The sequence below is a fragment of the Phytohabitans kaempferiae genome (assembly GCF_042433955.1).
GTDB lineage: Bacteria > Actinomycetota > Actinomycetes > Mycobacteriales > Micromonosporaceae > Phytohabitans > Phytohabitans kaempferiae.
Map to the genome: position 1 here is coordinate 100,643 of NZ_JBHLUH010000058.1, position 11,845 is coordinate 112,487.

Sequence of the window (11,845 nt, forward strand, 5' to 3'; positions counted from 1 at the left end):
TGTGCCGTTACCTCGCGTCACCGAGGACGCCGTCGACGGTGGTGACCGAGGCGCACCGACCGGCCATGTAGGACAGTGCGGCGTCGTGCTCGGCGCGGGAGAAGTCGGCGACCGCGTCGGCCACCACGAAGGTCCGTACGTCCCGCATGAACGCCTCGGCGGCGGTCGCCTGCACGCCGATGTGCGCGTACACCCCGCAGACGACGAGTTGGTCGCGGCCGTGTGCGCGGAGCAGGTCGGCCAGCTCGGTCCGGTGGAACGCGCTGTACCGCCACTTGGTCATCAGCACGTCGTCCGGCCCCGGTGCCAGCTCGTCGACGACCGAGGCGGCCTCCGCCCCGCGCAGGCCCGGTCCCCAGAAGTCGGTCAGCAGGCCGCGCTGGCCCGGCGTCTGGTCCGCGGGCTGGGCGGAGTAGACGACCGGCACGCCGCGTGCCGTGCAGTGCGCCCGCAGCCGGGCGATGTTGGCCACCAGCGAGGTGACCGGCTCGGCACCGGGCTGGAAGAACCCGACGAAGTGCCGCTGCATGTCGTGGACGAGCAGCAGGGCGCGGGACCAGTCGAGCCGCCACGCCACGCGGGCGCCGGGCAGCTCCGCTGTGGAGGGCAGGGGGTACGGGCGGATCACCGGGATCGTCACGGCCGCTCGCCCGCACGCTCGCCGGCCCGCGGGTCCAGGACCGCCCACCATTCCCGCAGCGTCGGCCGCTCGGCCAGGTCGGGGAAGCTGACCACCACGCCGTCCCGCTGCCAGCGCTCGACGAGCATCATGATCCGGATCGAGTCGAGGCCGGCGTCGTACAGGTTGTCGTCGTCGCCGATCGGTCCGGCGTCCCCGCCGAGGACGTCGGCGATGTCGGCCCGCAGGCCCTCAGGGGTCAGCATCCACTTCCTCCAGTCGTCGTGGTCGGCCCGCCTCCGGTCGGCTCCGTGACCGACCGGTCGGGCGGCGTGGCCGGCGGCGGCACCGCGGGCCCGCCGGCGGCCAGCGCGGCGGCCAGCCGGGAGCGCAGCACGGACTTGCTGACCTTCCCCACGCCGGTCAGCGGGAACGCCGGCACCAGCTGCACGCGGTCAGGGATCTTGAAGTCGGCCAGGCCGCGCCCGCGCAGGAAGGCGCGCAGGGCAGCGGGCGCGGGCGGTTCGCCGCGGGGCACGACGACCGCGCAGGTGCGCTCGCCGAGGACCGGGTCCGGCACCGCCACCACGGCCACGTCCAGGACCGCGGGATGGGCCAGCAGGTGGTTCTCCACCTCCTCGGCCGCGATCTTCTCGCCGCCGCGGTTGATCTGGTCCTTGGCCCGGCCCTCGACCACCAGGTGCCCGGTCGGGGTGCGGCGGACCAGGTCCCCGGTGCGGTAGAAGCCGTCCGGGGTGAACGCGACCGCGTTGTGCTCGGCGGCCCGGTAGTAGCCCCTGACCGTGTACGGGCCGCGGGTCAGCAGTTGCCCGGTCTGCCCCGCCGGTACCTCGTCGTCGTGCTGGTCCACGATCCGGATCTCGTCGTCCGGGCTGATCGGTCTCCCCTGCGTCGTCACCACCAGCTCGTCCGGGTCGTCCAGCCGCGTGTAGTTGACCAGCCCCTCGGCCATGCCGAAGACCTGCTGGAGGGCGCAGCCGAACGTCGGGCGGACCCGGGCCGCGACCTCGTCGCTGAGCCGGGCACCGCCGACCTGCACCACGCGCAGGCTGGACAGGTCGGGGCGGCGGTGCGGCACCGCGTCCAGCCACACCTTGGCCAGCGGTGGTACGAGCGCTGTGATGGTCACCCCTTCCCGGGCGATCAGCGGGAACGCCTCCTCCGGCGCCGGCCGGGCGGCGAGCACCACGCGCCCGCCGGCGTGCAGGGCACCGAGGACGCCCGGCGAGCTGAGCGAGAAGTTGTGGGCGACCGGCAGCACACACAGGTACACGCCGCTCTCGTCCAGGCCGCAGATGCCGGCCGAGGCGCGCACGCTGTACAGGTAGTCGTCGTGCGTGCGCGGGATGAGCTTGGGCAGGCCGGTGCTGCCGCCGGAGATGTTGAGGAAGGCGACGTCGGACGCCTCCGGCCCGGCCGGCAGGTCGGCCGGCTCGGCGTCCACGTCGGAGAGTGCGGTGAACTCGCCGGGATCGCCCGCCACCAGCACGTGGGCCAGCCCGGGCGCGGCGGCGTGGACCTCGCGCGCGAGGCCCCGGTAGTCGAACCCCGCGTACCGGTCGGCCACGGCGTATCCCACCGCTCCGGTCAGCTCCGCGAAGTACGAGATCTCGCTGCGCCGGTGTGCCGGCAACGCGAAGACAGGCAGCGCGCCCAACCGGAACAGCGCGAAGACCACCGCGAAGAACTCGGGGACGTTCGGGAGCTGCACGATGAACCGGTCGCCCCGCCGCACGCCCCGCTCCCGCAGGCCGGCGGCCAGCCGGTCGGCGCGCCGGGCCAGCTCCCGGTACGTCCAGCGGGCTTCGCCGCCGACCACCGCGACGCGGTCGCCGTGGCGCGCCGCGAGGTCGCGCAGCCACTGGTGCAAGGGCTCGCCGCGCCAGTAGCCGGCGCGCCGGTACCGCCGTGCCACGTCCGGCGGCCACGGCGTGAAGTCCGGACCCGGGTAATGCATCGCTCACACCTCCACCGCGACGCCCATGGCGTTCAGCAGCGTCTGGAACTTGGCCGTGGTCTCGGCCAGCTCGGCCGCGGGCGTCGAGTCGGCCATGATGCCGGCGCCGGCGAAGAGCCTCAGCAGGCGCTCGTCGGCCTCCGCGCAGCGGATGCCGACGACCCACTCACCGTCCCCCTCCGCGTCGACCCAGCCGACCATGCCCGCGTAGAAGCCCCGGTGGAACGGTTCGAGCTCGGCGATCGCCGCCTGCGCGGCGCCCACCGGCGCACCGCAGATGGCCGGTGTGGGATGCAGCGCCGCGGCCAGGTCCAGGGCGGAGGTCGACCGGTCGGCGATCTCGCCGGTGACCCTGCTGGACAGGTGCCACATCGCCGCGGTCGGCACCGCGGCGGGCGCGTCCGGCACCTCGATCCCCTTCAGGTACGGGCGCAGCGCCTCCACCACGGCCTCCACGACGACCGCGTGCTCCCGGGCGTCCTTTGTGGACTCCCGCAGCGCGGCGGCGCGGCGGCCGTCCTCCACCGGATCCGGGTCGCGCGGGAGCGACCCGGCCAGCGGGTTGGCCACGACCCGGTCGCCGACGCGGGAGACGAGCAACTCCGGGCTCGCCCCGACCAGCGTGCGCCCGCCGGGCAGGTCGGCCGCGTACGTGTAGCCGCGGGGGTCGCGCCGGGCCAGCCCACGCAGGACCGGGCGGAGGTCCACCGGCGCTTCCGCGGTCACGTGCAGGGAACGCGCGAGCACCACCTTCTCCAGGTCGCCGTCGCGCAGCAGGGTCAGGGCGCGCTCGACCCCGCGCAGGTAGTCGTCCGGCTCCGGTACGGGCCGCACCTCGTGCCGGGGCAGGCTCGCGGCCGTGTCGGGCAGGCCGTACAGGCCGGCGGGGTCGGCTCGGCGGACGCTGGCCGGTACGACCAGGTGCGCGCCGGGCGCCCCCTCGAACGGCACCGCGCCGACCACGACCGGATCGGGCACGCTGTCGCCCACGGCGTCGAGCAGCGTCGAGACGTACGCCGGCAGGTCCACGGCACGCTCGGGGACCACCACGGCGGCCCCGGTGGCGAGCAGCACCTGGCGGGGAGAGGAGAAGAAGAAGGAATCGCCCGGATGGTAGTCGGCAAGCAGGTCGGCGGCCCGGTACGGCGGGTCTGTGCGGGTCACGGGCGGGGCTCCTCCTCCGGCGTGGTCACAGGGCTCCCCGGTGCGTGTCGCGCCGGGAGCGGTGGCTGGGGTGATCACATCCGTAGGGCGGCACCGCCGTCGACGTACAGGTTCTGCATGGTGATCTGCCGCGCCATCGGCGAGACGAGAAACGCGACCGCGTCCGCCACGTCCGCCGGGCATCCGATCCGGCCCAGCGGTATGCCGACCCGGAACTGCTCGGGGTCGCCCTCGACAGTGCCCTCCGGGCCGCCGCCGTCCGTCCACAGTGCCCTCAGCATCGCCGTGTCGGTGGAGCCGGGCGAGACCACGTTGCACCGGATGCCGTACCGGGCGACCTCCAGGCCGAGGCAGGTGGTGAAGGCGACCGCCGCGGCCTTGGACGCCGCGTAGGCCGCCATGCCGGTGCGTGGCACGCCCGCCGCGTTGGAGGCGACCGTCACGATCGAGCCCGCCCGCCGGGGCAGCATGCGCGCGACCACCGCGCGGCAGACGTGGAAGACCCCGTTCGCGTTGACCGCGAAGGTGTCCCGCCACCGGTCGTCGGAGAAGGAGACGACGGGACCGGGGTGCAGCACGCCGGCGACGTTGACCAGCACGCCGATCTCGCCGAGCTCCGCCTCGACCCGCCCGACGACCGCCTCGGCCTGGTCCGGATCGGCGACGTCCAGCGCGTACGGCACGGCCCCGACCCGGCGGGCCGTCGCCTCGACCGCGGGCCCGTCCCGGTCGGCGGCGGCCACGACCGCGCCGCGCGCGACCAGAGCCTCGGCCACCGCGACGCCGATCCCGCGCGCCGCGCCGGTGACAACCGCGACAGAGCCAGCCAACGACTGATCCACGACAACCCCCAGGTCAACGCCCCTGTGCGTAGATTAGGCTAGGCTAACCTTCCATAGATGACAACTGTGGTCCTGTAGACACGAACTCACGACCCGCGGCGTCTTGACGTGTGATTTGGTTAGGCTAACCTAATTGGACCTCTCGCCGGGCGGCAAGGCCACTCGCGGTCGCCCGCCGGGCGGCCGATCGCGTCCGAAGTGGAGGGTCGTGCCGCGGTCAGGTCGGCGTGCGCCTCGCCGGCAGCGAGCGCAGCAGCCGCAGGACCAGGGCACCGGCCAGGTACGCGGCGAGCGCGCCCAGCGGGATGCCCAGCAGTGCCTGGTGAAACCTCGATGCCGTGCTGTTGGCTATCAGCCCCGCGACCACGGCGAGGTATCCGGCGACGGTCAGCGACACGCGCGGTACGGGCGCGGCCAGCAGGCGGTGTGCTCGCGCCGGCAGCCAGCCGGGCCTGGCGTCGGGGCGGTGGAAGGGGCGCGTCTCGATCCGCCCGAAGATCGCGACCAGCCCCGCCAGCACGAGGCTCAGCAGGAGCAGCCACGGCACGCGCCAGAGCCACCAGAAGGTGGTGTCCACCTTCGGCGTCGGCAGCAGGCCGGCCAGGGAGAGGCCGGCGGCGAGCACGATCACGGCGCTCATGTGCCACAGGAAGATCGTCAGCAGCACCGAGTTCGCCGCGACCACCAGGCGCCACGGCCAGCGCCGACCCAGCCAGCGCCGCGCCCGTTCGTAGCACAACATGATCAGCCCGAGCTGCGCGGCGGCGGTGGCGAGCAGCGCCAGCGACGGCGGCGAGGCGTTCTTGACCTGCGTGCCGGCGATGTCGATCATCGATACCGGGTACGGCCCCACGACGGTCAGCAGGACCAGCGCGAGCACCCCACCGAGCAACAGCGGCAGTGCCCAGCGGGGCCCGGACCGCAGCCGGCCGTCCCGCCAGAAGTACCCCACCTGGTGCAGCAGCAGCCAGCCGAAGAGGTAGTTGCCGGCCGCCCGGGCGGAGGGGCCGGACAGGCGCGCGACATCGCCCAGCGCCACCAGCGCGAGCAGGACCAGCGGCACGGCGACGCCGAACCGCCGGTGCAACGCGTACGTCAGCGGCGCCAGGAGGACGACGATCAGGTAGGCGGCGAGAAACCACAGCGGTATCGACGCCGTCCACACGGCGGTGCGGATCAGGGTCGGGCTGACGCCCAGCGGCCGGGCGACCAGCGCCGCCGCGGCGAGCACCAGGAACAGCGTGGTCGTGGGGCGCACCAGCCGGGCGGCCCGGCTCAGCAGCCAGGCGACCGTGTCCTCACCCCGGCGGCGGTGCGAGGCCAGCGACGTGGCGTTGGCGAAGCCGCCGACCATGAAGAACACCGGCATGACCTGGAACAGCCAGGTCAGCGGGTACGCCCAGCGGATGTAGTCCAGCGCCGAGCGCCCGGTCAGCCGTCCCTGTGCGTCGTAGCCGACGACGCTGACCAGCCAGTGCCCCAGGACGACCAGCAGCAGCGCCATCGCGCGCAGCAGGTCGACGTAGCGGTCCCGCGATGCCGGCGTCCGCTCGGCGAGCTGCCACAGAGGCCGCATTACGCCAAGGTAGCCGCGATCGGACCGGCCCGGATCGGCTCCCGGCGACTTTCCCGCGCGGCTGTGGGACGTTCACCGGACACGACGGCCGCTCGCGCGCGCCTAGCCTGGGCCGCGGGGAGGCACCGCCCCGTGGCGGTTGCCGGGGACTGTCGGCGGGCCCCCGGCAACCTCCACTCCCTGTAAGAGGACACATCCTGTCCTCCTTCCGCTGGCATCGTGCTTGTCATGCGTCATCCATCAGGCCGGCTGCTGACCCTGCTCTCCCTGCTGCAGGCCCGTCGTGACTGGCCCGGGCAGCTCCTGGCCGAGCGACTCGACGTCAGCCAACGCACCGTGCGCCGCGACGTCGACCGGCTGCGCCAGCTCGGCTACCGGGTACGAGCGACGAAGGGGCCGGACGGCGGCTACCGGCTCGACGCGGGCGCCGAGCTGCCGCCGCTGCTGTTCGACGACGACCAGGCCGTGGCCATCGCCGTGGCGCTGCGGGTCGCGGTCACCTCCGGCGCCGGCATCGGCGAAGCGGCCGAACGCGCACTGGCCACCGTTCGCCAGGTCATGCCCGCGCGGCTGCGGCACCGGATCGACGCTCTCCAGGTCACCGCGGTCGAGCGCGGGACGCGACCGGCCCCGCGGGTCGACAGCGCGGTGCTCGTCGCGCTTGGCGCCGCCGTGCGCGCCCAGGAGGTCCTGCGGTTCGACTACGGCACCGGGTCACCCGATCTGGCCGACCGCGACGACCGGAGCTTCCCGCCGGCCCGCCGGGTCGAGCCCCATCACCTCCTCGCGCGGGCGGGGCGCTGGTACCTCGTCGGCTGGGACCTCGACCGGAAGGACTGGCGCACCTTCCGCGCCGACCGGATCAGCCCGCGTACCCCGACCGGCCCTCGGTTCACCCCGCGCGAGATCCCGGGCGGCGATGTCGGTGCCTTCGTGCACGCCCGGTTCCGCGGATCCGGCGAGAACTCCGGCGGCTGGCCCTGCCAGGGCGAGGTGATCCTCGACCTGCCCGCCGCTGGCGTGGCGCCGTACGCCGGCGACGGAATCGTCGAGGAGGTCGGGCCGAACCGCTGCCGGCTCGTCCTCGGCTCGTGGTCGTGGATCGGGCTCGCCGCCTCGCTCGGCCGCTTCGACGCCAACCTCCAGGTCGTCACCCCCGACGAGCTCAGAGACGCCTTCGCCCAGCTCTCGCGCCGCTACGCCGACGCCGCGACCGGTTGAACCGGCGAACGTCGCGTTCGGGACGGCTCCGCACGGGTCAGGACGTGGTGTGCTCGGCCGCGACGTCCACGACCCAAGTGATGCCGAAGCGGTCCTTCAGCATCCCGTAGAGGGGCGCCCAGCGCGCCGGCGCCAGGGGCGCGATGACGGTCGCGCCGTCGGCGAGCCTCTCCCAGAGCGCCGTGATCTCGGCGGCCGAGTCGCCGCGCAACGATACGAAGAACGGGTCGTCGCCCCGGCTCCACGGACGCGCGGACGGCACGTCGTAGGCCATGACGTGGAAGCCGTCGGCGGCACGGACCTGTCCCCACACGACCTGGTCGGCCTCGGCGGGATCCGGCACGTCGCCCATGTCCTTGTAGGTCACGACCGCCAGTTCGCCGCCGGACACCGACTGGTAGAACTCGAGCGCCGCGCGGGCGTCGCCGCGGAAGTTGAGGTGAGTGACAGTGCTGACGGTCACGAGGGCTCCTCGGTGAGAGTGATCAGTGTTGGCTGTTCGGCCCCCGACTCTCCCGTCGGAAGAGGACAACCAACGACCTCTACCGCCGGCACCTCGTATGGCGTGGGTCACGTCGCCGCCGCCCGGCCGCGTCCGCGGTGACGGTGCCGATCTGGCAAGGCGCCAGGCCCCGCGCCGCTCGTGCGGGGGCCGGCGCGGGGTCCGCGATGCCTACGCCGGGCGTCAGTAGGTGAAGGACCAGAGGAAGTAGAGGCCGGGGTTGCTGGGGTGGTACTGGCGGTACTCGCAGTAGAACCAGTCCCACCTGCCGGCCTGGACGCCATCGATGCCGTAGTTGGTGATGTACGGGTCGTGCCCGCCACTCGGGTCGGCCGTGAGCAGGGAACAATGCTCGCCGAAAATCGCGTCGTGACCCACGCGGAAAGCATACGGACGGGGGTACGCGATGGACCCGATGGCGCCGTACGCTGCGGCGACGTTCATACCGACCGGCGAGGAAGCACATGATCCGATTCGCGGCCACACGGTGGCGCCTGCCGATCACCATGAACCCGATCAACTGGGCGTACGGCACATCGCTCGTCCCGATTCCGGACACGACCTCGGTCCTGATGAGTCTGCCCTCGGGCGGTCGCCCACGCTGGTGCGTCGTCGACCTCGTCACCGGCCAGATGACCGGCGGCACCGGGATGCCCGGGCACCTGCGTGCCGCCGCCTTCCCGACACCGGGACGCGGCGACGACCGGCCGTGGGTCCTGGGCACACATGGCCTGGGCCGGCTCGAGCTTGCCCCCAAGTCGACGATCACCGAAGTGACCCGCAAGGGCATCGGCACCTACCCGAGCACGCTGCTGCCTCTCGGCGACGGCCTGCTCGGCATCGGCCACCGGCACGGACGCTCCCTGCTGCTGGTGTCCACATCAGACGGTGCTCCGGTCATCCGCCTGAAGGTGGCCGGTCCGGACATCGCGTACCCGCTGTCGGACCAGCGGATCCGGATCCTCGGCCCGCACCACGCCCAGGCCACCGACGTCGACGTGACCACCGTCAAGGTTGTCGCCCGCCATCAGATGCCGTACGGCAAACACGTCCACCACGCGAACAGTGCCGTCACCGCACTGCTCGGAGAGCGCGCCGGTTACGAGAATGCCGGCGGCGTCTGGCACATCGTCCCGCGGCGCGTGGCCGTCCTCGACCCGCAGAGCCTCACGACAGGTCGGGAGGCACCAGCACCGCCCGACGCCGTGGAAGTGCTCGGCTCCGACCAGGACGACCGCCTCGTCATCACCAACCACCACGGCCTCGTGCTGCTGGATCCCGCGACGCTCGCCCCAGCCGCCACGTACCAGCTCAGCAGGCGGATCCGCGGCGCCGCGCTGTGCCCCGGCCGCAACCTTGCCGCGCTACTTGGCGGCGATGACCAGGACGATGCCCTGCACATGGTCACCTGGTAGCCACATCCGTGGCCAGGTTCTGGTCCGTACCTCGGCAGCATTCGGTCGCACTGTCGGATCAAAGATGAGTGTCTATCGATAGGCGTCCTGCACCCACGACACTCCCTTGTGGAGGCAGCTACTTCGCGGCCTCGACAAGGGAGGGGACCCCTTTTGAGCATCAGACATCCCGTGACAAGCACGTCCCGCCAAGCCGGTCGGGCGACCCGGCTGCTCGCCGCCGCCGGCGCGGCCCTGCTCGCGGCCGCCCTGCTCGCGGCACCGGCCGGGGCGGCGCCACCGCGCCAACTGGCGACGGACACCGGCCTGGGCGCCGACCCGCTGGAGGCGGTCGCCAACGCCTACCTCGCGACCCATCCCGACCTCTCGCCCGTGGCCGCCCTGGCGGCGGCCACGGCACAGGCGAACAGCGAGAAGCTCAAGCTCGCTCTCGCCGACCGCCTCAGCACCTTCGGCGGCGGCTGGTTCGACCCGTACACGTCGGCGTTCCACATCGCGGTGACCACCCCGGCCGCCGCCGGTGACGCGGCCGCGCTCGGTCGCGACCTCGGCCTGAAGGTCAAGACCCACCAGGTCGCGCGCAGCCTCGACCAGTTGAAGGAGCAGGCCGAGAAGCTCCGCGGCGGCGGCGACGCGCTCGGTCGCGCGGCCGCCGGCCACGTCGGCATCGACGTCAGGACCAACGAGGTCGTCGTGGCCCTGCCGCCGCCACAGCTGAGCGGCTTTGCCAGCGCGGCCGTACCGGCCGGCGTCCGGCTGGAGGCGAACACCGGCACACGGACCCAGAACGACGCCTGCACCTCGCGGGAGGACTGCGACAACAACCTGCGCGCCGGGCTGCGCCTGCGCCGCTCCGGAGCGCTCTGGTGCTCCGCCGGCTTCACCGCCCGCGGCAGCACCGGTATCCGCTGGCAACTGACCGCCGGGCACTGCGTCGGCACGATCGGGGAGACCTGGTCGAACGGCACCACCACTCAGCGGAACATCGGCCCGCTCACGGACTCCATCGACTCCGGCGTGGTCGACGCCTCCGCCATCCAGGTGACCAACGCCTTCTACAGCGCGGACACCGTCGGCCGGATCGCCACCGGAGCCTCCAGTTTCGCGCCCGTGACCGGCGAGACGTTCCTGCTCGTCAACGACGTGGTCTGCCTCTCGGCGAGCACCACCGACCCGACCCGGTCGGGCAACCCGTGCGGCACCGTCACCTCGCTGAGCGACTCGGCCCGGCGCGGCCAGGTCCGCGTCGAGGGCTACGACGCCTGCGGCGGCGACAGCGGCGGCGGCTGGTACTGGCTACCGGGCAGCGGCAACCGATGGGCCGTCGGCCTGCATAGCGGCAGCCTCACCGGCTGCAACGTGACCCCCGGCGTGTCCTGGCTGAGCCCGCTCGACTCGTTCTGGACCGCGCTGACCTACGAGACCGGCTGACCCGTCACACTCCGTGCCCCGCCTCCGGTGGCGGGGCACGGAACGGCCGAGGGCTGGGGGGCGTCTCATCGCGATGCGGTACCGAACACTCCTGGCCACGCTGACCGCGCTGACCATCACCGCCTGCGGCGATTCCGGCGCCGGCGACACTCCCGCACCGCCCGGACCGCCGGTGGCGGGGACGTTCCAGGCCACCAGCATCACCGAGAACGGGCAGGTGCGCCCGCTCACGCCGGATACCCGGGTCCGGCTGACCTTCGACGGCGACTCCCTCACCGCCGAGTCCGGCTGCAACAGGCTGAACGCGCGAGCCCGCTTCGACGTCGCCACCCTCGCCGTCTCGGACCTGAGCACCACGGACATCGCCTGCCCGCCCGAGCACGCCGAGCTGGAGCGGTGGCTTGCCGCCTTCCTCGAAGCCGGGCCGTCCTGGCGATACGACCAGACCACATACGACCAGACCACACTGGTACTGGCGACACGGACGGCGCGGATCCACCTGACACCGCGGTGACGGCGGGCCGGCATTGGCCGCGCGCACTGTCGTTCCGGGCTTCTCGGCTACTGCGACCGCATGAACGTCGTCCCGACGAACGGGTTCGGATTCAGTAGCAACGTCATTGGCTCGGCTCGGCCGGTTCGCCTTCAGGCGCCGTGGCCCGGTGGTCGTCGTGTGGCTGGTCGTCCTCGCCTACCAGAACGGCCTGGTGTCACCACACCCCGACACCGCCTGACTCCAGACCCCGGACCTCCGCTGACCCTCCACGCATACAAGCTCGGCGGCGGGGTATCGACGGCGTGACCATGACCCCGACATACGGCGGTTCCGGGGCGGGGCGATCACCGTCCCGCCCGTTGGTTCGAGGTCGAGTCGGCCGTAGGTGCCGGAAGGGAGTGTCCCGTGCCCCGCCTGGATGAGAAGCTGCACGCGATCTACGACCAGGTCCTTCGGCGTAATCCTGGCGAGGTCGAGTTTCACCAGGCCGTTCACGAGGTTTTGGACAGTCTGGGTCCGGTGGTGGCGAAGCATCCGGAGTATGCGGAGTATGCGGATGGGGCGGTGATCAGTCGGTTGTGTGAGCCGGAGCGTCAGATCA

At 72.8% G+C, this 11,845-nt stretch carries 12 protein-coding genes and 1 pseudogene; 5 read left to right on the forward strand and 8 right to left on the reverse strand.

The genetic code is table 11. The features are described from left to right. Positions 1-7: 7 nt before the first annotated feature. The 6 genes from ACFFIA_RS27100 to ACFFIA_RS27125 all read right to left on the reverse strand — a co-directional run bounded on the left by ACFFIA_RS27100 (position 8) and on the right by ACFFIA_RS27125 (position 6,179). The gene (locus ACFFIA_RS27100; RefSeq protein ID WP_377255527.1) at positions 8-640 is read right to left on the reverse strand and encodes an isochorismatase family protein; all 633 of its coding nucleotides are present in this window, start codon (positions 638-640) and stop codon (positions 8-10) included. Continuing rightward, positions 637-885, reverse strand: coding sequence for a phosphopantetheine-binding protein (locus ACFFIA_RS27105; RefSeq protein WP_377255530.1), 249 nt, complete (start codon positions 883-885; stop codon positions 637-639). Before ACFFIA_RS27105 ends, ACFFIA_RS27100 begins: the two co-directional genes overlap by 4 nt. Continuing rightward, entirely contained in the window at positions 879-2,597 is a 1,719-nt protein-coding gene (locus ACFFIA_RS27110; RefSeq protein ID WP_377255532.1) for a (2,3-dihydroxybenzoyl)adenylate synthase, read from the reverse strand. The genes ACFFIA_RS27105 and ACFFIA_RS27110 overlap by 7 nt, the downstream gene beginning before the upstream one ends. A 3-nt stretch (positions 2,598-2,600) precedes the next feature. Further along, entirely contained in the window at positions 2,601-3,761 is a 1,161-nt protein-coding gene (dhbC, locus tag ACFFIA_RS27115; RefSeq protein ID WP_377255535.1) for an isochorismate synthase DhbC, read from the reverse strand. A gap of 74 nt (positions 3,762-3,835) precedes the next feature. Further along, positions 3,836-4,591: a 2,3-dihydro-2,3-dihydroxybenzoate dehydrogenase gene (locus ACFFIA_RS27120; RefSeq protein ID WP_377255537.1), complete on the reverse strand. Its 756-nt coding sequence runs from the start codon at positions 4,589-4,591 to the stop codon at positions 3,836-3,838. A 229-nt stretch (positions 4,592-4,820) separates the two neighbouring features. Then, a complete protein-coding gene (locus tag ACFFIA_RS27125; protein WP_377255540.1) occupies positions 4,821-6,179 on the reverse strand; it encodes an acyltransferase family protein in 1,359 nt (452 codons plus the stop codon). Between the two features lie 228 nt (positions 6,180-6,407). Between ACFFIA_RS27125 and ACFFIA_RS27130 the strand changes: the two genes are divergently transcribed. Next, on the forward strand, positions 6,408-7,400 hold the full coding sequence (locus tag ACFFIA_RS27130; RefSeq protein ID WP_377255543.1) for a helix-turn-helix transcriptional regulator: 993 nt from the start codon (positions 6,408-6,410) through the stop codon (positions 7,398-7,400). 37 nt (positions 7,401-7,437) lie between these two features. Here the strand turns inward: ACFFIA_RS27130 and ACFFIA_RS27135 are convergent, their stop codons facing one another. Both ACFFIA_RS27135 and ACFFIA_RS27140 read right to left on the reverse strand, forming a co-directional pair. Further along, the gene (locus ACFFIA_RS27135) at positions 7,438-7,863 is read right to left on the reverse strand and encodes a VOC family protein (protein ID WP_377255546.1); all 426 of its coding nucleotides are present in this window, start codon (positions 7,861-7,863) and stop codon (positions 7,438-7,440) included. A 222-nt stretch (positions 7,864-8,085) separates the two neighbouring features. Continuing rightward, entirely contained in the window at positions 8,086-8,280 is a 195-nt protein-coding gene (locus ACFFIA_RS27140) for a hypothetical protein (RefSeq protein ID WP_377255549.1), read from the reverse strand. A gap of 86 nt (positions 8,281-8,366) precedes the next feature. On the opposite strand from ACFFIA_RS27140, the gene ACFFIA_RS27145 reads away from it, so the two are divergent. From ACFFIA_RS27145 to ACFFIA_RS27160, 4 genes and pseudogenes are all read left to right on the forward strand, one after another. Beyond that, positions 8,367-9,317, forward strand: coding sequence for a hypothetical protein (locus tag ACFFIA_RS27145; RefSeq protein WP_377255551.1), 951 nt, complete (start codon positions 8,367-8,369; stop codon positions 9,315-9,317). A gap of 171 nt (positions 9,318-9,488) precedes the next feature. Further along, positions 9,489-10,748 (forward strand): S1 family peptidase, encoded by a 1,260-nt coding sequence (locus ACFFIA_RS27150; RefSeq protein WP_377255554.1) that lies wholly within the window; start codon positions 9,489-9,491, stop codon positions 10,746-10,748. 73 nt (positions 10,749-10,821) lie between these two features. Further along, the gene (locus tag ACFFIA_RS27155; RefSeq protein ID WP_377255557.1) at positions 10,822-11,262 is read left to right on the forward strand and encodes an META domain-containing protein; all 441 of its coding nucleotides are present in this window, start codon (positions 10,822-10,824) and stop codon (positions 11,260-11,262) included. Between the two features lie 387 nt (positions 11,263-11,649). Further along, positions 11,650-11,845, forward strand: a pseudogene (locus ACFFIA_RS27160) (hypothetical protein); the annotation flags it as partial.